Below are 19,217 nucleotides of genomic sequence, written 5' to 3' on the forward strand. Positions count from 1 at the left end.
CCGTGCTGCCGGCCCCTGCTCGTATAGACGGCGATGGCGTCGGTCGTGGGCACTCCTGCTGCAGCGGTCTTCGTCAGCTGGTCTTGAAGCGTCCGGCGAAGGCACGGAGCGGGAGGTCGGCGCTGGTCACGACTCCCGGAGGAGCCGCCACGACCGCACGGATCGCGTTGAGCGCCGGCAGGCCGGTCACCGTCATGCCGATCGAGGCGAAGTCGTCGGCGTTGGACAGGTCGACGCCCGGAGCCGGGAAGATCATGTGCTTCTGGTAGATCTGCGGGTCACCCTTGATCTGGGTGATGTAGCAGCCCTTGATGTCCCATTTCGGCGTGGTATGCGGGGTCATCTGCCATTCGAGGTGGGTCTCCACGCGCGGTACGCCGCCGGCGATGCCGACGTACTTGATGTAGCTCGCGCCGAGTGAGCCCTCGGGCAACCGGTACCAGCCCAGGTCGACGTCCTTGGTGCACGCGCCCAGCTCGTAGCCGAAGGTCACGTCGTCGAGCTCGAGGCCGAAGGCGTCGGCCATCATGTGGACCGAGTCGGCGAAGACCTCGGTGTACTTGCGGAGCATGCCGGGCAGGGCGGGCTCGTCGACGGGGAGTCCGTAGCCGACCTCGCGCCAGGTCGCCGCGGAGTGGTGGCAGGAGACGTCGACGGACTCGATGGTGGTGATGTGCTCGATGTCGGCGACGTCGGCGGAGGCGACCACGCCGAGGATCTGGTTGAGGCCGGGGTTCATGCCGGTGCCGTAGAAGGTGGCGCCCCCCTCCTTGGCGGCCTCGTCGATGATCTCGGTCCATGGCCGGCCCGATGGGTGCGGGTGGTTGAGGTTCCGGTGGTGGCCGGTGATCCAGTCGGCGGTGGTGACGATGTTGATTCCTGCTCCGAGCAGCGCGAGGTAGAGGTCCTCGTCGGGGAAGACGCCGTGGAAGGTGACGGCGTCGGGCCTGGCCGCGATGATCTCCTCGACCGTGCCGGTCGCCGTGATGCCGACGGGTCCGATGCCGGCGAGCTCGCCGACGTCGCGGCCGATCTTGTCGGGCGAGTAGCAGTGCACACCGATGAGCTCGAGGTCGCGGTGCCTGCCGATGCGTTTGATCATCTCGCTGCCGACGTTGCCGGTGGCGACCTGGAAGACGCGGATCGGGGCGGGGGCGGCGGTCATGGCGTGGCCTTTCAGGACGGGACGGTGGTCGGGTAGAACTGCTCGGCCCAGGTGCGGAGTGCGGTGAAGCCGGGGTACTCGTCGCGAACGAGGGCGGCGGGGTCGGCGTACTTCTGGTGTGACCAGATGACGATGTCGGCCGCGAACTGCTCGATGACCGCATGGGCGTGCTTCACTGCGCGGGCGAGGCTGTCCTCTTCGGTGAGCGCGGGGTCACGGCCGATCCAGACCGAGAAGCGCACGTCGCAGGTCGAGTCGTCCACGGGGGTGATGGCCGAGGCCGTGCGGTTGTCGATCATCCCGTGGCTGCGGGTCACGGCGAGCCCGAGTCCGGCGTTGATCGCCTCGACGCCACTGGTCACCTCGTCGATGCTGGCCGGCGCTCCTTCGAAGGCGATGGTGAAGTCCACGTAGGACACCGGCCCGTCGAAGTCCTGGCGGGTGAACAGCGGGACGATCGGCACCTTGTGGACGTACTTGAAGTGCGCGAAGTCGACGCCGTTCTCCAGGACGTACTGGGGGTGCATCTCGAGGCCCTCGTTGAACAGCACGCAGTCGGGGTACGTCGGGTGGTAGTCGTCCTCGGTCACGCCGTCGTCCCAGGCGGTGAAGACGTCGGGTACGTCGAAGTACGGCTCGCGGCCGTCGACGTCGTGCCAGATGTAGATGGACTGGTTGCGCTCGACCGTGGGGAAGGTCTGGATCCTGCGGCCCAGGTTGGGGCGGTCCTCGTAGGGGATGCAGACGTTGCGTCCCGCGGCGTTCCACTGCCAGCCGTGGAAGGGGCACTGGATGGTGTCGTCGACGACGCTGCCGCCGTAGCCCAGATGCGCCCCAAGGTGCCGGCAGTAGGCGTCCATCACGGCCACCTTCCCGGACCGTCCCCGCCAGACCACGAGGTCCTGGTTGAACGCCCTGGTGCGGAGAACCTCGCCGACGGCGACCTCAGCGGACCAGGCGACCTGGAACCAGCCGGTCGGGTTCATCGGCAGCATCGGCTTGGGCATCAGGTCCTCGCCTCCACGGTGACGGTAATCGTCGTTCTGATTTACAGAATTGGAATTCTGTTCGGACGCTAACATAGGATTTCGTGGACCTACAAGGGAGGGAAGTGCCGGTGTCGGTCGTCAGCGTCGCCGAGGCTCGCCACGCGATGTACCGGCAGCAGGTCCTCAATGCCGCCGAGATCGAGTTCGGCAAGGCCGGGTTCGCCGACACCCGCATGGATGCCATCGCGGCCACCGCCGGACTCAGCCTCGCGACGGTCTACAAGACCTTCGCCGGCAAGGGCGAGATCTGGGACGCACTGCACAAGGACCGCATGGATGCGCTGCTGGCATCGGTGGAAGGCTCGGGCGACGAAGGTCAGTCCGGACTCGACCGCCTGCTCGCGAGTGTCGCCGCCGTCGCGAGGTTCCTCGCGGACAACCCTGCCTATCTCGAGCTGAACATCCGAGTCGGAGGCTGGGCCAGCTCCTACCACCAGGCGCATGGTGTCCAGCGCTCCGTGTGGAGTGCGGGCATCGACATGCTCGCGGCCGGCATCCAGCACGCCGTCGACGCGGATCGCCTGCCCGCCATCCGGCCGCAGATCGGGGCGGCGATGGTGGTCTCCGCGCTGCAGGCTTGGCTCACCGACTGGGTGGTCCAGGAGCGTGACCGCGACATCGATGTGGTCATCGACGAGATGCAGCAGCACCTCCGCCGGATGCTCGCCGGCTCACGATGAGCCTGGACCGAGCAGAGGACGGACGGCAGGTCAGCGGGCGGATCAGAGATGTCGGCCGGCGCCGGCGGGTTGCGGTTCCCACGCCGTCTCAGGCTCGCGCGGGTGCGGACGGCTCACCAGGCATTCGGTTCCCGGTTCCGGAGGCAGGAAGATCCGGTGGACGAGGACGAGCCCGGTAAGGACGATCATCACCACGAGGACCCAGCCGGCCGATCGCGCAGGGCCGTAGGACGAGACGATGTAGCCGGCGCAGAGGGCGCCGACCGCGGCCGAAAGGCGGGTCACGAAGGTGCCGGCGCTGGCGACGCGGGCGAGGATCGCCGTGTCGATGCAGCTCGCCTGGTAAAGGGCCAGGGCCACGTTCACGTTGGCGCCCACGAAGCCGATTCCGCCCCAGGCCGTGACCATGAGCCAAGCGTTCGCTCTGGACGCGATAACGATCGTGAGGGCGAGCCAGGCGGTGACCGAGAAGAGGATGACGTTGCGCGGCCGGATGATTCGGAAGACCCGGGGCGCGATGCTCGATCCGATCAGGCCGCCGAGGCCGGAGACGGCGAGGATGGCGCCGATGAAAAGGGCCGATCGGTGCTGCTCGCGGGCTAGGACGACGAAGAGCAGAATGATGATCTGGAAGAGGACGTTGGTCACGACGCAGATGGTGAGCACGTTTCGCAGGAAACGGTCTCTGCGCAGGGCCGCCAGCCCCTCCTTGAGCGCGTGCCTCATTCCAGCTTTCATGCCCATTGATCCCCCGAGGGGGGATTTGTCCACCATTTGTAGGGACAGGATCGCGGCAAGGCCGGTGCAAAGGCTGAGAAGCGGGGTCGCCCAGCTGAGTGCTGTCGCCAGCAGGCCGCCGAGCGGCCGGCCGAGCAGCAGTGAGCCTTGGCTGCGAGCCTCGTTCTTGGCGATCGCGACCGGCAGCAATTCGTGCTGGACGACGCGGGGCACCGAGGTGATCTCGGCCGTGCCGTAGAAGACGGTGCAGGTGCCCTCGACTGCGGCGGCGACGAGCAGCACACCGATGGGCTCGTCCCACAGCAGGAACGCCATGAGCAGGATCAAGGCCGAGGCCAACCGCACGATGAGGGTGGCCTGCATGACGCGCCAGCGGCTCAGGCGTTCGACGAGGACGCCGGCGGGGATCTGAAGCAGCAGCGGCGGCAGGGTTCCCGCGGTCGTGACCCAGCCGGCCAGTACCGGCGAGTCGCGCATCGACAGGGCGAGCAGCGGGAAGGCGGCCATCGCGCTGACCGAGCCGAGTCCGGAGACGGTGGAGCCGAGCCACAGCCAGGTGAAGTCGGGGCCCAGTGAGTGGTTGCTTTTGCCTCGAAGCCAGGTGCGGAAGCGCCGTTGCGACAGCTTCATGCCGGTTCCCTTCCTGTCGATGGCAACCGGTTGAGGTGCCTCGATAGCAGTCAGGGATCGGGCGCTCCAGTGCGTCGCCTGCACGCGCACTCTACTCGATGGCGGCTTGTTCAGGTGCGATTTCGGCGTCCCCGGTGCGCGTCCTTCCTGGATTGTGGCGGCGCGGTCAGGGGCCGCGTGTCGCATTCGTTCATAACGGCGGTGGTCAGTTCTTTGATCCGCTCCTTGATCCGGGTGTCGATCCGGGCCGGGTCCATGTCCGCGCCCCCGGCCGACCTGCCGTACTGGAAGGCCCACGCGACGTCCTCCAACAAAGCCGTGACGGCCTGCCGGGTGCCGTCGTCGCGGCTCATCCCCCAAAGGTCGAAAATGGCCGCCTCGGCTGAGGGGTAATCGTCCCTTGTGTGCTTAATTTGAGTGGAAAGGTCGTTATCGTCCAATCGCGTGCCCGGTGTCCGGCGCATGTCCTGGACGAGCTGCGTCCGCACGCTGACCCTCGTCACCGTCAGCCGGACCTCCGCGAGCGCGGCGTGCAAGGCGTGCCTGTGCTCCTCCTGCTCGCGCTCCGCTCGCAGATCCCGCTCCCGGGTGTCCGTCCGGCGCGACTGGAGCCAGTGGGAGAGGAAACCGTTGGCCGTGCCCACGACGCCTCCGAAGATGGTGGCGGAGCCGACCGCGAGCGCGACGATGGCGACGTCCTGCATGTGCTTCCCCCGGGAGGCGCGGTAAACGAGGATGGATGCTGCTTCAGGGCATTTCGCGCAGGAGGCGTGCTTCGTCGCGCTGGTGGGCGGGCAGCGGCGGGTCCTTGGCCTCGGCGGCCAGCGCGGCCAGCTTGACCGCGGCCCCGCGGTCCCCGCACAGCCGCTCCGCGCGCGCGGCTCGCAGCAGCGCCGGTCCGTCGTCATCGGCCTCCGCGAGCGCCAGGTCGAGTGCGTGTTTGGCCGCGTCCAGGCGGGACAGCGTCGCCAGCGCGAGGGCACGGGCCGCCTCGCTGGACGGCCGGGCGCGCCGGCCCACCCGGTCGAGATCGCGCAGCGCCGACTTCGCCGACTCGCGGCTGCCCTGGTCGGCGAAGATCTCACCGCGGGTCTGCAGGGCCTCCGGGGTGTCCCCGTCGAGGGTGAGCGCGCCGCTGAGCACGGCGAGCGCCGTCTGCGGCCGGCCTGCCCGAAAGAGCGCCTGGCCGAGGCCCGCCTGCAGCCCCGGATCGTTGGGGACGCGGCCGGTCGCCGCCCGCAACTCCTCGACCGCCGTCGCCGGGCTCGCGTCCGCCGTGGCCAGCAGCAGGCGCCCGATGGCCGCGAGCAGGTGCCCGACGGCCGTCGTGTCCTGCAGCGACTCGAAGAGGGCGGCGGCCTCGCGGTAGTGATGGATGGCCAGGTCCGTCAGGAACTCTTCGTGGGCGATGTCGCCGAGGGTGCGTTCGGCCTCGGCACGGACGAGGACATGCCGCGGATCGTTCGCGTCGACGGCTTCCTCGGCCCGCCGCCGTGCCAGCGCGAGATCGCCGCCGCGGAGCGCCTCGCGTGCGGCCGCCAGCATCCGCTCCGGCGATGCCGCCGGAGCGTTGACGGGCTCCGGCAGGCTTTGGACGGGCCGGAGCAGCCGGGGATGCAGCGGTTCGAACGAGCGCGGCGAGCGTCTCCTGATCAGGTGCCGGTTCTCCAGCGTGCGCAGGAGCCCGTCCTCGGCGGCCGGCGGAGGGTCGTCGAACGCGCGGCGGAACCAGGCGGTGAGCTCGGTGACGGAGAACCCGTGATCGGCGGCGGCTTCCGCCAATTGCGTGCCGACGTGCGCCCGCAACGCGGCGTCGACCGCCTCCGTCAGGTCGGCCGGGGCGGGCATGGCGAAGGGCGGCAGTCCAGCGCGCGCGGCCTGCAGCAGTACCGGCTCGACCTGGCCGGACGGCTCGCCCCGCGCGTCCTTGCCGATCTCGTCGACGAGCGTTTCGACCGCGCCCGGATCCGGCGTCCGCCCGGCGGTCAGCAGCGAGCGGCGAACGGCCTCGACGGCGTTCTCGGGGGTGAGCGGGCCGAGCCGGAACGTGCTCTGCGTCCGGGCGATCCGCAGGCCGAACTCGGCCGCTTCGCCGAGGACCTCGTCACGGACGCAGAGCAGCAGCCGGACGCCGGGGTTCTCCCGCATCGCCGCCGACAGCTCCTCGAGGAATCGCCGGCGGTCGCGTTCGCGCACCGGCGACTCCCGGAAGATCGCCTCGGCCTGATCGATCGCGACGAGGAGCGGGGAGCCGCCGCGCCGCCGCAGGAAGTCGCCGACGGACAGCTCGGAGCTGCGGTACGGGGAGGCGTGCGGCTGCCAGGACGACAGGACGGCGAAGGAGAAGAGGTTCTGCCGCGGCACGGCGGCCAGGGGGAAGTGCGTCGAGATTCCGGGATGCCCGACCGGAAGCACGTCCGCGTGCTTGTCGGCGAGAGAGGGGACGAGCCCGGCGTGCAGCAATGAACTCTTTCCCACGCCGGCCGCACCGTGCAGGATCGTCAGCCCGCTGGAGCGCCAGAGGTCGCCGAGTCTTTCGATCTCCTGGTCCCGGCCATGGAAGAACGGCCGCTCTTCGGCGGTGAAGAAGCTGGACCCCACGAAAGGTGCGGTGCCTGCACCGGGAGGTCCGGCGGGCTGGCTCACTAGTGCCATCCTGCTCTAAGGGTCAGATGTCCTGGGTGGTCAGTCTGACGTCCAGAATGGCGGGCAGGGAGGACCGATGGCCGCATCCGGCCATTCAGAATCCGTGTTCGGGCGGCGGTGGCGTATAGGAGGTGAAAGTAGCCACCGGTGCGCCGTCATTCGACGTGTCAAGTATCTCGTGCACGGCGTGCCACAGTGCGCTCTGGCTGATGTCGTCCAGCCGGTCGAGGGAGAGGTCGGCGAGGTCGATCATGCTGACCTGCGGGTTCTTGGCTTCAGGCATGTGATCTCCAGTCCCGGCGGGCGGCGGACGACTTTCATCTTGACATGTGGGTGAAGGGATGGCCAGGCGCTGCCCGGACGTTCTTCCGGGTGCGTTGAAATGCCTTTGTGTCAGGTGACACAGAAGCCGGGGCCGTTTCGTTTAGGGTGAGCGTGCATTTGCATTACAGTCGCCCGAAAAGTGGCTGGCGTCAGGTGGTCCAGAGAGTATGGTGGTTTTCCTGCGGGTGACGGGCAGGTCGTTGCCGTGAGCGCAATCCGGAGGTGGTGCACGTGGCACTGTCGGCCGGTCAGGCCGGAATGGCCAGGCGGGTTCCGCAGGTGTGGGGAAAGAAGATCCCCAAGCGGAACAAGAACTTCACCGGAAGAGAAGACCTGCTCACCGCGTTGCGGGCGGGGATCACGGACACGGTCACGGCGGTCGTCTCCGCCCCCCACGCCCTGCACGGCCTGGGCGGGGTCGGCAAGACCCAGATGGCGGTCGAATACGCCTACCGTTACCGCGAGCATTACGACCTCGTGTGGTGGATCGCCGCCGACCAGTCGACGCTTCTCCGGTCCAATCTGGCCGGGCTCGCCCCCTATCTCGGACTCGCTCCGTTGACCACGACCGGGATCGAGGAGGCCACCAGCGCCGTCCTCGACGCGCTCAGGCGCGGCGAGCCGTTCGACCGGTGGCTGCTGATCTTCGACAACGCGGACCAGCCCGAGGACCTGCGGGAGCTCATCCCCGACGGCCCGGGGCACGTCCTGATCACCTCGCGCAACCATCGCTGGGCCGGGGTCGTCGAGACCGTGCCCATCGACGTCTTCACCCGCGAGGAGAGCCTGGCCTTCCTCGCGAAGCGGGTCCCGCGCACGAAGGACCACCCGGACGCCGACCGGCTGGCCGACAAGCTCGGTGACCTCCCGCTCGCCCTCGAGCAGGCCGGCGCCCTCCAGGCGGAGCGCGGCATGCAGGTGTCGGAGTACCTGGAGCTGCTGACGGCGCGCACCTCGGAGCTGCTGGCGGAGGGCAAGCCGTCGGAGTACCCGCTGTCGATGACGGCCGCGTGGGGCCTGTCGGTCAACAGCCTGCGCGAGTCGCTGCCGGAGGCGGTCGAACTGCTGCGCTACTGCGCGTTCTTCAGCCCCGAGCCGATTCCCAGCGAGGTGTTCAACCGGATCCACCCCCGGCTCAGCCCGGAGATCGCGGAACTGCTCGCCGATCCCATCCGGCTGAGCCGCGCGATCGGGGAACTGGGCCGGTTCTCACTGGCGAAGCTCGACACCACCGGACAGGCGATCCAGGTGCACCGGCTGATCCAGGCGCTGGTCCGCGACGAGATGAGCGAGGCGGACCGCGACCGGGTCCGCCATGAGGTCTACCTGCTGCTCGCACAGGCCGTCCCGGACGATCCCGAGGACCCGGTCGGCTGGGGCGACTACTCGGACCTGATGGCCCACATCCAGGCGCCCGAGATCGCCGGCAGCCGGGACCCCGACGTCCATGAGCTGCTCCTGCGGGCCGCCCGGTACCTGCGCGCCTCGGGCGAGTTCACCACCGCGCGGAACTTCCTCGAACAGGTCATCGAGCGCTGGTCCGCGGACGGGTCACCTGACGATCTCGACGTCCTGCGCGCCCGCCGCCATCTCGCCAACGTGCTTCGCGAACTCGGCGACTTCCCGGAGGCGTACGACCTCGATTTCCAGACCCTGCCGCAGATGGAGCAGGTCGCCGGGAGCGAGCACCCGGAAACGCTCCAGCTGCTGAACAGCCTCGGCGCCGACCTCCGCGCCGCGGGCGAGTTCGCCGAGGCCCTCACCCATGATCTCGGTTCGCTGGAACGGCATGAGCGCGTGCTGGGAAAGCAGCACCCCCAGGTCAACCGCGTCGCCAACAACCTCGGGCTCGATTACGGCCTCATGAGCGACTACCAGCGCTGCCGGGAGTTCCACGAACGCGCCTACGTCCAGCAGCGTTCGCTCGGACGCGTGAGGGACGCGGTCGACCTGCTGGCGCCCGGAAGCGGGCTGGCCCGTGCCGTCCGCCTTTGCGGCGACTATGCCGAGGCGTACGACCTCGGCCAGTTCCTGTACAACTTCGGTGTCCAGAAGCTCGGCCCCGACCATCCGTGGACGCTCCGCACGACGAAGGACCTCTCGATCTCGCTCCGCCGTCTCGGTGACTTCGAGCAGTCGCTCGAACTGGCCTTGGACGTCCAGGCCCGGTACACCCGCCTGTACGGGCTGTCCCATCCCGACACGCTCGCGTCCGCCATGTGCCTGGCGAACATCCAGCGGAGCGTCGGCGACCTCGACGGCGCGACGACGCTGGCGGCGGACACCGTGAACCGATACTCGCGCGTGTACGGCCCGGACCACCCCTACAACCACGGATGCCGGGGGAATCTCGCGCTTCTGACACGCGTCAACGGCGAGCCCGCCAAGGCGCGCACCATGAACGAGGAGGCGCTCAAGGGGCTGGAGGCCAAACTCGGCCGCGATCACCACTACTCCCTCACCATCGCGACCAACCTCGCCAGCGACCTCGCGGCGATCGGTGAAGTGGAGGCGGCGGTCCGGCTGGGACGCGGCACCCTCCGCCGGCTGGCGGCGGTCCTGGGGGAGACGCATCCGATGACGCTCGGCTGCGCCGCCAACCTGTCCGCCGACCTGTTCGTCCTCGGGGAGAAGGAGGAGGCGCAGAACCTGCACGCCGAGACCCTGGACCGCTACGCGGCGACGCTCGGGCAGGAGCACCCCGACGCGGTGGTCGCGCAGCAACGCCGGCACCTCGACTGCGACTTCGACCCGCCCCCGATCTGATCGCGCTCCCCGTCGCCTGCCCGGTGCGCCTCTGACCTGGTGAGGTGCTCAGGTGCCGCTGTTGCGGCGGTGCCAGTCGGCGCGGTGTTCCGCTGCGCCCGATCTTGCGCGGCGGAGTGCGATGGCGGAAACGGGCTCCCGCCGCCATGCGGCGAGCGTCCGCGTCATGAGGTCGACGAAGGCCGCGCCCTCGCCGGTGAGGCCGCGGCTGTCCTCCATGGTCCGCGCCGCCCGCAGCGCCGCCTCGCGCCAGCGGGCGAACTCGGTCTCGGCGCGGACGCCGTGCGCACCGTGCTCCACATCCCGCTGCCTGCGCCAGAACCCGGCCACGCCCAGGTAGGCGTAGGTGCCGTGGAGCAGTCCCGCGATCGGGCGCGGGTCCCCGCGCCATGGCGCGTAGTACCGGGTCCCGTCGTCCGGCAGCGTCAGCGGCACCGTCTCGAGCACCGCGCTCAGCTTGACGTGCTGGACCTCGTGCGCCAGCGTCTCGGCGAACTCGCGATGCCCGGGCGGGGTGGACAGCCCGATGTTGCCGAACGCGTGCCGCGGCGTCCCGCTCACGTGTCCCGTGTCACCGGCGGCGAGCGGGGTCAGGGCGGTGATCGCGCCGGTGACCTCCGCGCAGATCGTCCAGTGCAGCGGGACGAGGAGCTCCCACGCCCGTTGCAGCGTCCGCTGCCAGCGTTCCCTGACCGCTTCGCCGAGCGGGCCCGTGACCTGCGCGGATCCCGGCATCCGGTCGAGGTCGCGATCTTCCAGGGCGAACCCGACGCGCGTGCCGCGGTGCTCCGCGCCGAGCCTCCGCAGCGGCGTCCACCCGGGCTCGCCCTCGCGCAGGCGTAGCGGCCCGAGCCGTCCGGGCGTGAACTCGGCGGTGCGGTGGCCGGGCAGCGACGCGTGCCCGAGGCCGGGCAGAACCACCTTCCCTTCCTCGACCGGCACCTCGATGGGGTCGCCGCCACCGGCCCGGTGCGTCACGACCGCGGCCAGGCAGGCGATCCGTCCGGGATGGCAGGCGGTCCCGTCCCCGCCGGTCATCGCGGTGAGCGTGCGTCGCCCCCATGCCGCCACGGTCGGGTAGCCGAGCACGTCGCGGACCAGGTCGGGACGGTCGCGGTGCTGCGCCGCGAGCGCGGCGAAACCCGCCGCCGCCTGGCCGGCCTCGGGATGACCGGAGGCCTGCGCCGCGTCACGGATGCCGCGGAGCAGGAGGAGCAGCCGGCCGTGGTTCAACGCGGCGAGCTCGCGGACGGCGGCGGCGCCGCCGCCACCGCGGCCCAGCGCGCCGAGCGTCCGGTCCGACAGCATCAGCCGCGGACGCCGGTGAGATCAGCGAGGTCTTCGGCCATGACCCGCTGGATGTGGTCGATCAGGCGGAGCAGGTCCGCGCAGAAGACGCTGGGGTTGCGGAAGCCGCGTCCCGCCCGGTAGCGGTGCGGGTACAGGCCGCCTCCGCAGACCTGGTGGACCTCGCACCTGCGGCACTGCGGGGACAGGGCCGCGACGCCGATCTGCCGGGCCGCGAACGGCGGCAGCATGAGCGCCGAGTCGAAGTCGTCGCGGAAGACGTGCAGCCGCGTGCCCGAGGCTCCGTCATAGGCGGACTTGAGTGTGTCGACCAGTTCGATGCTCCCGTCGGTCTCGATGACCGTGACGGCGACGGGCGACAGGCCGAGCGCCTCGCTGCGCGACGGGCGCCCGCCCAGCATGCGCATGATCTCGAGGAACATGCGGATCCGGGTGCGCTGGACCGGCGCCCGGTACCAGCGGTCGAAGATCGCGATCAGCCAGTCGGCGTACGGGGTCCGGCCCGGGGCGGGCAGACCGGGCGGCGGCGCGTCCCAGTTGCCGTGCGGGAGGAGGAAGTCGATCGACGGCGGCTCGAAGGCCAGCAGCGCCTCGTAGGTCCGCAGCGGGTCGGCGCCGGGGTCGACCGTGGCCAGCAGGCCGGAGAACAGATGCCGGTACCGCGGGGCGTTGAGCCGGTCGAGCGCGGCGGCGACGGCCTGGTAGCTGCCCCGCCCGTCGGCCCTGGTGCGGCGCAGGTCGTGGCTCTCCTGGTAGCCGTCGAGGCTGATGCCCAGTAGCACGTCCAGCTCGTCGAACAGGTCGAGGAAGTTGGCGTCGAGGAGGACGCCGTTCGTCTGGACGTGGAAGGTGATCCGTGTCGGCGGGTCGACGGCGGAGCGGAGCGCGCCCACCGCGTACCGCAGGTGCTCGATTCCGGCGAGCAGCGGTTCCCCGCCGTGCAGGATGACGTCGATCGCGGGCAGTGCGTGCGTCCGGGCGTGCTCGGCGATGCGTTCGGCGACCTTGTCGATGGTGGGCTTCGCCATACGACGCGGCTGTTTCATCCAATTCTGGTCAGCCATTTCGTACATGTAGCAGTACGTGCATTTGAGGTTGCAGCGACTGTGCACCTTGAGGATGAACTGCCGGAACGGCGTCGGCCGCCATCCCGCCGCCAGCAGCGCGCCGACGTCCAGGGTCGCGGGCCACTCCGATCCCCTGCTGCCGGGCTCATCGCTGCTGACCACGCTCGTCCTCCTCGTCACGAGAGCCGGCGCGGCGGCGCGCACTACCCTTTTCGTCCATTTATAGAACGTTTTGCAAGCTCGGGGAACCCGGACGGCGCGGCCGGACCGGGCCGCTTTACCGGCGGCGGCGATGATCTGTGCGAATGTCCGTCAGATCGCGGACGGGCATACCGGCGGTGATCGCCCAGCGTTCGTGGTCGCGCCAGACGCCGCCGATCCTGATGAACTCCGGCGAGAATCCCTCCCGCCGGAAACCGAGGCGTTCCACCAGCCTCCGGGACCGGGCATTGCCCGGCTGGACATCGGCCTCGATCCGGTGCAGCCCCAGCGGACCGAACCCGTGCCGGACCGCCAGCCCGACGCCTTCGGTCATGAGCCCCTGACCGGCGGCCGGCGCGAACGCGCAGAAGCCGACGACGGCTCATTCGAACGGCCCGCGGACGATCCCGGTGAGCGTGACCAGCCCCGCCGCCTCGCCGGTGCCGATCCGGCGCACGAGCAACGCCTCGCCCTGCGACGGATCGGCGAACCGCTCCAGATACTCGCGGAACGCCGTGGAGTCCGTCGGCGTCCTGACCCAGTCGCCATGGAGCCGCACGCTGAGCCGAGCGAGGTGGACGAACTCCTCCTCGTCGTCCGCCTGCAGACGGTGCAACGTCACGCGATGTGCCACGACGCCTCTCCGATGCGGCTCAAGGCGCTGCCTACATCAACGTCGTTGATCCTCTGCAGGTCGTCAACCGGGAGGTGAAGTCCCGCTACACGGCTGAGTGCATCGACCTGTGAACAGAATGGGAGTGGTCGTATTTCGGTGGGGGTGGAGGGTCGTTCTGGGGGCGTAGGCGGACGGCCATGTGGACGAGAAAGTAGAGGCCCGCGACGAGGTAGCAGTTGGCGACCGGTGTCAGGAGATGGAGACCGTATTCGCGCGGGTCTCCGTTGTGAGGCGTCCACCACAACGGGGACAGGACGAAGACGATGCAGCCGACCAGAGCGGTCTTCCGGTGGCCGTCGCGCAGGAGGACGGCCAGGACCGGGACGATCCACACCCAGTGATGCGCCCAGGAAATGGGAGAGACGAGCAGGCCGGTCACGCCCGTGACCGCTGTGGCGCTCAGCCAATCGCCGCGCCTTGCCCAGAGAACGGCGGTCGTCAGGCCGACCGTGCCGATGGTCAGTGGAATGGCCGCATACCAGGCGCCTATGTGGTCCGTGCCGTGGAGTATGCGGGCCAAGGCGCCGAATGGGGACTGGTTGCTGATGTACGTGACGCCTACACGTGACGTGTCGAAAAAGGTGTGCAGCCAGTAGACGCGGGACGCGTCCGGTGCGATGGCATAGGCGAGCAGGGTGCAGACCGCGTAAGCGGAAAAGGCCGTGACGGCGTCCTTGGTTCGTCGCGTGAGCAGGAGCAGGACGATGAAGATGCCCGGTGTCAGCTTGATCGCCGTGGCGATGCCGATGCCGATTCCCGCTGGCCGGCCGAGGGCGACGCGGTGCACGTCGGCCAGGACGAGGGCCAGGAGGAACAGGTTGACCTGGCCCTGGAAGAAGGAATGCCAGACCGGTTCCAGAAGCAGGCCGGCGGTCGCGACCGCGACGAGGGGTATGCGGCGGCCGGCCAGTTTCATGGTCAGGGAACAGGCCCAGATGAAGGCCGCGAATGCGGCCACCTGCCACAGCATTCGGACGAAGGTGAGCGGCAACGCGGCGAGGGGCTTGAACAACGCAGCCATGAACGGGGTGTTGGTGAACCAGAGGCCCGCGAGCCGCTCCTGGTAGAGGCGGGGACCGTCCGTGACGATGTGCCCGCCCAGCCAGTAGATGCGGAAATCGAGCGAGTCGTACATCGCTGCGAAGAACGCGATTCCCAGGATCTCGAAGGCAAGAAAGAACAGCGCCCAGCGTTTCATGGAAATCAACGGTGCCGATGGCGCGGCCGCCGGGCATCGGGCCGCCGGACACATTCGCGGCAGGCGATTGCAGCCTGGGGGATTACGCCTGCGGGCCAATGTGCGGGGGGGCGGGCGCCGGTTACGATCAGCGCATGTCAGCCCTGCCGTGGCGTCGAGCGCGCCGAGCCCGTCGAGCGCGCCGAGACGCCGGTGCGGTCCTGGCCTGGTGCGGGGCCGTCCTCTATCCCCCCGTCCTGTACCTGGCGGTCTCGCCTCCGATGATCTCCGGCCGGCTCACGCTGCTCGCCGCGGCGGGCCTCACGGCTCTGGTCATGTCCTTGCTGAGGCGCCGTCCGCTGGCGGCCCACGGGATCCTGCTCCTCGCCTGGATCGTCGCCCTCATGCAGACGCGGAGCGGAGGGATCGCCGGGCTGGAGATCCTGCTCACCGATCTCGCCGTCGGCTACATCGCGGCGACGCGCGAGCGGAGGCTCTCGATCTCCGTCGCCGTCATCACCTGCGTCCTGCAGATCCTGTCGATCCTCGCGTGGCTGTCCGCGGACGAGGTGCTCCTCGTCACCATCGTGCTGGCGATGGCGGTGACGTGGATGACGGGGAGCTCCATCCGCGTGCAGCGCGCGCACACGGAGATGCTCCGCGACCAGGCCACCGCGCAGGCCGTCGCGGCCGAGCGGCTCCGGATCGCGCGCGAGCTGCACGACATGGTCGCGCACAGCATCGGCATCATCGCGATCCAGGCCGGCGTGGGCGGACGGGTGATCGACACGCAGCCGGGGGAGGCGCGCAATGCGCTGGAGGCGATCGAGGCGACCAGCCGCGACACCCTGTCCGGACTGCGCAGGATGCTCACCGCCCTGCGCAAGGACGACCCGGGCGCCGCCCCGCTCGGTCCGGCGCCGGGCCTGGCCGATCTCGGCCGCCTGGCCGCCGCGACGATGGACGCCGGAGTCCGGGTCGACGTCCGGATCGAAGGCGAGCCGAAGCCGCTGCCACCGGACGTCGACCTGTCCGCCTACCGGATCGTCCAGGAGGCGGTCACGAACGTGGTCCGGCACGCGGGCACCGACTCGTGCCGGGTGACCATCGGCTACGGGGACGAGGACCTGGCCGTCGAGATCGACGACGACGGGGACGGCGGCGTGGTCGGCACCGGCTATGGCATCGTCGGGATGCGGGAGCGGGTCGCGCTGCTGCGCGGCGAGTTCGCCGCCGGGCCGCGTCCCGGCGGCGGGTTCCGGGTGGCGGCGCGCCTCCCCCTGCCGGCGGCGGTGGCATGACGATCCGCATCGTGCTGGCCGACGACCAGCCGCTGATCCGCACGGGCCTGCGCGTCCTGATGGCCGACACCCCCGACATGGAGATCGTCGGCGAGGCCGGGACGGGCGCCGAAGCGGTCGCGCTGGTCGACGAGACGCGCCCCGACGTGGTCGTGATGGACGTCCGGATGCCCGACATGGACGGCATCGAGGCCACCCGCCGGATCAGGACCGCCCACGTCGTGATGCTGACCACGTTCGACGACGACGAGTACGTCTACGGCTCGCTGCGGGCGGGCGCCAGCGGGTTCCTGGTCAAGGACATGGCGCTGGAGGAGATCCTGGCCGCGATCCGCGTCGTCGCCAAGGGGGACGCGCTGATCGCGCCGAGCGTCACGAAGAAGCTGATCGAGGAGTTCGCGGCGCGTCCGGAACCGGCCCCGGGGCCGCCGCGTCCCGTCGACGGCGTCACCGACCGCGAGCGCCAGGTCCTCACCCTGGTCGGACGCGGGCTGTCCAACCAGGAGATCGCGGTGGAGTTGGTCATCAGCGTGGCCACCGCCAAGGCGCACGTCGCGCGGCTGCTCACCAAGCTCGACGCGCGCGACCGCGTCCAGCTGGTGATCATCGCCTACGAGCTGGGCCTGGTCAGGCCGTCCACGGGAGGAGGGTGAGCGCGGGCCGAGGGTGAGCGCGCCCGGAGCGTGGGCGCGGGCGGAGGAGCGAGCGCGGGCGGAGGAGCGAGCGCGGTGCGCCCGGACGCGTCAGGAGACGGGGACCGGGAGGTGCCTGGCCAGGACCTCGATGTGGGTCTTGTGCGCCTCGGCGTGCCGTTCGCGGCCGGCCTCGGTCACGGCGACGAACACGCCGCGGCGGTCGGACTCGCACATCACGCGCTCGACCAGGCCGTGCTTCTCCAGCCGGGCGACCGTCCGTGACAGGGCGCTCTGGCTGAGGTACATCGCGGCGGCGATGTCCTGCATGCGGCACTTCTCGCAGTCGACCTCGACGAGCCTGTCGAGCGTCTCGAACTCGCTCATGCTCAGGCCGTGCGCCTCCTGCAGTGAGCGATCGAGGTCGCAGGCGACCGTGTTGTAGCAGGTCGCCAGCGAGCGCCACCGGCCCACCAGGGCCGTCTCCGACTCCATGCCGCGCATCCTAGCATGCACGCGCATCAGATGCACCAGCATTAAATTCGGACGAAATTTATGCTTGGACATTGGATGCATGTGCATGTAATGTCCTCCGACGTGACTATCACCGACACCTCACCCGCCTCTGCCGTCCGCGGGCCGGCCGCCGCGAGCGCGCCGGCCGAACAGGCCTGGACTCCCCGGCTGTGGGGAGTCCTCGCCGTGCTGTGCGCCGTGCTCTTCCTCGACGGACTCGACGTCTCCATGGTCGGCGTCGCGCTCCCGTCGATCGGGACCGAGCTCGGCCTGTCCACCACGTCGCTGCAATGGATCGTGAACGGCTACGTGCTCGGCTACGGCAGCCTGCTGCTGCTCGGCGGGCGCACCGCCGACCTCCTCGGCCGCCGCCGGGTCTTCCTCACCGCGCTCGCCGTGTTCGCCGTCGCGTCGCTGGTCGGCGGCCTGGTCAGCGACGGCACGCTGCTCATCGTCACCCGTTTCGTCAAGGGCCTCGCCGCCGCGTTCACCGCGCCGACCGCCCTGTCCATCCTGACCACCACCTTCCACGAGGGACGCGCGCGCAACCGGGCGCTGTCGGTCTTCTCGGTCTTCGGCGCCAGCGGCTACTCGTCCGGGCTGATCCTCGGCGGGCTGCTCACCAGCGTCGGCTGGCGCTGGACGTTCCTGACCCCGGTGCCGCTCGCCCTGCTCGCGCTGGTCGCCGGCATCGCCCTGATCCCGCGGGACAAGGCCGCGGCGGACGGCGGCCACGACCTCGTCGGCGCCGTCACCCTGACCGGCGGCATGCTCCTCGCCGTCTACACCGTCGTCTCGGCGCCGGACCGCGGCTGGCTCGACCCGGTCACGCTCGGCTCCATCGCCCTCGCCGCGGCACTGCTGATCGGCTTCGTCGTCACCGAGAACAAGGTGCGGCACCCGCTGATCCGCCTCGGCATCCTGCGGATCGGCTCGATCATCCGCGCGAACCTCAGCATCGTCGCGCTCTTCGGCTCGTACCTGAGCTTCCAGTTCATGATGACCCTGTACCTGCAGGACGTCCTGCACTGGTCGCCGCTCAAGATGGCCATGGCGCTGCTGCCCGCCGGCCTGATCGTCGCGTTCGGCTCCCCGTTCGTCGGCCGGCTGATCGACCGCTACGGCACGCCGCGGCTGATCATCAGCTCCATGACGTCGCTGAGCCTCGGGTACGTGTGGTTCATCGCCACCGCCGGGAACGCCCCGCACTACGCGTTCACGATCCTGCCGACGATGCTCCTGCTGGGCGGCGGCTTCGCGTTCGGGTTCAGCTCGATCATGGCGCAGGCGACCGACGGCATCGACGACTCCGAGCAGGGCCTGGCCTCCGGCCTCGTCCAGACGTCCGGCCAGGTCGGCGCGGCCCTCGTCCTCGCCGTCGTGACCGCGCTGGTCGCCGGCGGCACGAGCGGGGGAGGCGGCGGCTTCGCCGAGTTCCACCCGGGCGTCAACCTGGTCAGCGGCGTCGCGGTCGTCGGCCTGGCACTGAACCTGATCCCGCTGCTCCGCGTCACCCGCGGGAAGCACGCCTGACCTTCGCTTCCCGTACCGCACCGCAGGGCGGCCCTCCCATCGGGAGGCCGCCCTTTCGGCCGCTCTGGGACGCCCCGCGTCGTCTCGTGGGGCGCCGCCCGCGCCGCCCGCGCAGGCGAGGCGGGCGGCTGTGATTAGCTCTGCAAGCGTGAGTGACTCGCAAGTACCCGCTCAGCCGTCGGATCTGAGCACCTATGCGCGTATCCGGAACGCCGCGTTGCAGGGGTTCGCCGACAAGGGGGTCGCCGCGACCTCGATCCGTGACGTCGCCGCCGCCGCCGGGCTGTCCCCGGGCCTCGTGCAGCACCATTTCGGCACCAAGGCCCGGCTGCGCGAAGCGGTCAACGAGTACGTGATCGCGGTCGCCGTGGAGACCTTCCGCGGCCTCGTCGGCGAAAGTGGCGGCGAGCCGGCGTGGGAAGCGATGGGCGACACGGTGACGGCATGGGTCCGCGACAACGCGGTCGCGTTGCGGTACCTGGCCCGGGCGCTCGCCGAGGGGGACGAGGAGGCGGCGAAGATCTTCGATGCGCTGGTCGAGATCGCGCGCACCGGCTGGCTCGCCCCGCTCGACGGCGACGGACGGCTGCGCGCCGACGCGGACCGGGACTGGGCCGCGCTCCACGTCGTGGTGTTCAACCTGGCCTGCGTGTTCTTCGAACCGGCGATCAGCCGGCATCTTCCCGGCCCCTTCTTCGGCGCCGACCAGCTGCAGCGGTGGAACACCGCGACGACCGAGCTGTACCGGCGGGCGCTGTCCACCTGACCGATACAGTTGTATCGGACAAGATACAGTCGTATCGTGACG

At 70.0% G+C, this 19,217-nt stretch carries 17 protein-coding genes and 1 pseudogene; 6 read left to right on the forward strand and 12 right to left on the reverse strand.

What is annotated here, in order from left to right; all coding sequences use genetic code 11:
* Nucleotides 1–73 precede the first annotated feature (73 nt).
* A complete protein-coding gene (locus F9B16_RS07640) occupies nt 74–1,165 on the reverse strand; it encodes an NAD(P)H-dependent amine dehydrogenase family protein (RefSeq protein ID WP_151539274.1) in 1,092 nt (363 codons plus the stop codon).
* A gap of 11 nt (nt 1,166–1,176) precedes the next feature.
* A complete protein-coding gene (locus F9B16_RS07645; RefSeq protein ID WP_151539275.1) occupies nt 1,177–2,172 on the reverse strand; it encodes a Rieske 2Fe-2S domain-containing protein in 996 nt (331 codons plus the stop codon).
* A 110-nt stretch (nt 2,173–2,282) separates the two neighbouring features.
* Between F9B16_RS07645 and F9B16_RS07650 the strand changes: the two genes are divergently transcribed.
* The gene (locus tag F9B16_RS07650; protein WP_151539276.1) at nt 2,283–2,894 is read left to right on the forward strand and encodes a TetR/AcrR family transcriptional regulator; all 612 of its coding nucleotides are present in this window, start codon (nt 2,283–2,285) and stop codon (nt 2,892–2,894) included.
* Nucleotides 2,895–2,936: 42 nt separating this feature from the next.
* Here F9B16_RS07650 and F9B16_RS07655 read toward each other — a convergent pair whose 3' ends face one another.
* From F9B16_RS07655 to F9B16_RS07670, 4 genes are all read right to left on the reverse strand, one after another.
* Complete coding sequence (locus F9B16_RS07655) at nt 2,937–4,262, reverse strand: MFS transporter (protein WP_192808654.1); 1,326 nt, start codon at nt 4,260–4,262, stop codon at nt 2,937–2,939.
* Nucleotides 4,263–4,372: 110 nt separating this feature from the next.
* Nucleotides 4,373–4,966 (reverse strand): hypothetical protein, encoded by a 594-nt coding sequence (locus F9B16_RS07660; RefSeq protein WP_151539278.1) that lies wholly within the window; start codon nt 4,964–4,966, stop codon nt 4,373–4,375.
* Nucleotides 4,967–5,009: 43 nt separating this feature from the next.
* Complete coding sequence (locus F9B16_RS07665; RefSeq protein ID WP_151539279.1) at nt 5,010–6,863, reverse strand: nSTAND1 domain-containing NTPase; 1,854 nt, start codon at nt 6,861–6,863, stop codon at nt 5,010–5,012.
* Between the two features lie 139 nt (nt 6,864–7,002).
* On the reverse strand, nt 7,003–7,191 hold the full coding sequence (locus F9B16_RS07670) for a hypothetical protein (protein WP_151539280.1): 189 nt from the start codon (nt 7,189–7,191) through the stop codon (nt 7,003–7,005).
* A gap of 272 nt (nt 7,192–7,463) precedes the next feature.
* Here F9B16_RS07670 and fxsT point away from each other — a divergent pair, with 272 nt between their 5' ends.
* Nucleotides 7,464–9,998 carry an FxSxx-COOH system tetratricopeptide repeat protein gene (gene fxsT, locus F9B16_RS07675; protein WP_225991444.1) on the forward strand — a complete coding sequence of 845 codons (2,535 nt, stop codon included), beginning with the start codon at nt 7,464–7,466 and terminating at the stop codon, nt 9,996–9,998.
* Between the two features lie 48 nt (nt 9,999–10,046).
* Here fxsT and F9B16_RS07680 read toward each other — a convergent pair whose 3' ends face one another.
* From F9B16_RS07680 to F9B16_RS07695, 5 genes and pseudogenes are all read right to left on the reverse strand, one after another.
* Nucleotides 10,047–11,306 carry an aKG-HExxH-type peptide beta-hydroxylase gene (locus F9B16_RS07680; protein WP_151539281.1) on the reverse strand — a complete coding sequence of 420 codons (1,260 nt, stop codon included), beginning with the start codon at nt 11,304–11,306 and terminating at the stop codon, nt 10,047–10,049.
* On the reverse strand, nt 11,306–12,535 hold the full coding sequence (locus tag F9B16_RS07685) for an FxsB family cyclophane-forming radical SAM/SPASM peptide maturase (protein ID WP_225991445.1): 1,230 nt from the start codon (nt 12,533–12,535) through the stop codon (nt 11,306–11,308). The genes F9B16_RS07680 and F9B16_RS07685 overlap by 1 nt, the downstream gene beginning before the upstream one ends.
* 115 nt (nt 12,536–12,650) lie before the next feature.
* A pseudogene (locus F9B16_RS52505) lies at nt 12,651–12,938 on the reverse strand (GNAT family N-acetyltransferase); the annotation flags it as partial.
* 18 nt (nt 12,939–12,956) lie between these two features.
* Nucleotides 12,957–13,196: an SH2 domain-containing protein gene (locus F9B16_RS52510; RefSeq protein ID WP_225991447.1), complete on the reverse strand. Its 240-nt coding sequence runs from the start codon at nt 13,194–13,196 to the stop codon at nt 12,957–12,959.
* Nucleotides 13,197–13,293: 97 nt separating this feature from the next.
* Entirely contained in the window at nt 13,294–14,448 is a 1,155-nt protein-coding gene (locus F9B16_RS07695) for a glycosyltransferase 87 family protein (RefSeq protein ID WP_192808655.1), read from the reverse strand.
* 134 nt (nt 14,449–14,582) lie between these two features.
* Here F9B16_RS07695 and F9B16_RS07700 point away from each other — a divergent pair, with 134 nt between their 5' ends.
* Together F9B16_RS07700 and F9B16_RS07705 are read left to right on the forward strand one after the other, a co-directional pair.
* Nucleotides 14,583–15,728, forward strand: coding sequence for a sensor histidine kinase (locus tag F9B16_RS07700; RefSeq protein WP_225991448.1), 1,146 nt, complete (start codon nt 14,583–14,585; stop codon nt 15,726–15,728).
* The gene (locus F9B16_RS07705) at nt 15,725–16,381 is read left to right on the forward strand and encodes a response regulator (RefSeq protein ID WP_151539284.1); all 657 of its coding nucleotides are present in this window, start codon (nt 15,725–15,727) and stop codon (nt 16,379–16,381) included. The genes F9B16_RS07700 and F9B16_RS07705 overlap by 4 nt, the downstream gene beginning before the upstream one ends.
* A gap of 90 nt (nt 16,382–16,471) precedes the next feature.
* On the opposite strand, the gene F9B16_RS07710 is transcribed toward F9B16_RS07705, so the two are convergent.
* On the reverse strand, nt 16,472–16,855 hold the full coding sequence (locus tag F9B16_RS07710) for a MarR family winged helix-turn-helix transcriptional regulator (protein ID WP_151539285.1): 384 nt from the start codon (nt 16,853–16,855) through the stop codon (nt 16,472–16,474).
* Nucleotides 16,856–16,957: 102 nt separating this feature from the next.
* On the opposite strand from F9B16_RS07710, the gene F9B16_RS07715 reads away from it, so the two are divergent.
* Nucleotides 16,958–18,409 (forward strand): MFS transporter, encoded by a 1,452-nt coding sequence (locus F9B16_RS07715; RefSeq protein WP_225991449.1) that lies wholly within the window; start codon nt 16,958–16,960, stop codon nt 18,407–18,409.
* Nucleotides 18,410–18,557: 148 nt separating this feature from the next.
* Nucleotides 18,558–19,175 (forward strand): TetR/AcrR family transcriptional regulator, encoded by a 618-nt coding sequence (locus F9B16_RS07720; RefSeq protein ID WP_192808656.1) that lies wholly within the window; start codon nt 18,558–18,560, stop codon nt 19,173–19,175.
* Nucleotides 19,176–19,217 lie beyond the last annotated feature (42 nt).

It is taken from the genome of Actinomadura montaniterrae, from assembly GCF_008923365.1.
In the GTDB taxonomy this organism is placed as follows: domain Bacteria; phylum Actinomycetota; class Actinomycetes; order Streptosporangiales; family Streptosporangiaceae; genus Spirillospora; species Spirillospora montaniterrae.

Coding starts and splice junctions, on each gene's coding strand:
- F9B16_RS07640 (WP_151539274.1), bottom strand. CDS start 1,165: ATGACCGCCGCCCCCGCCCCGATCCGCGTCTTCCAGGTCGCCACCGGC.
- F9B16_RS07645 (WP_151539275.1), bottom strand. CDS start 2,172: ATGCCCAAGCCGATGCTGCCGATGAACCCGACCGGCTGGTTCCAGGTC.
- F9B16_RS07655 (WP_192808654.1), bottom strand. CDS start 4,262: ATGAAGCTGTCGCAACGGCGCTTCCGCACCTGGCTTCGAGGCAAAAGC.
- F9B16_RS07660 (WP_151539278.1), bottom strand. CDS start 4,966: ATGCAGGACGTCGCCATCGTCGCGCTCGCGGTCGGCTCCGCCACCATC.
- F9B16_RS07670 (WP_151539280.1), bottom strand. CDS start 7,191: ATGCCTGAAGCCAAGAACCCGCAGGTCAGCATGATCGACCTCGCCGAC.
- F9B16_RS07680 (WP_151539281.1), bottom strand. CDS start 11,306: ATGCTGTCGGACCGGACGCTCGGCGCGCTGGGCCGCGGTGGCGGCGGC.
- F9B16_RS07695 (WP_192808655.1), bottom strand. CDS start 14,448: ATGAAACGCTGGGCGCTGTTCTTTCTTGCCTTCGAGATCCTGGGAATC.
- F9B16_RS07700 (WP_225991448.1), top strand. CDS start 14,583: ATGTCAGCCCTGCCGTGGCGTCGAGCGCGCCGAGCCCGTCGAGCGCGC.
- F9B16_RS07705 (WP_151539284.1), top strand. CDS start 15,725: ATGACGATCCGCATCGTGCTGGCCGACGACCAGCCGCTGATCCGCACG.
- F9B16_RS07710 (WP_151539285.1), bottom strand. CDS start 16,855: ATGGAGTCGGAGACGGCCCTGGTGGGCCGGTGGCGCTCGCTGGCGACC.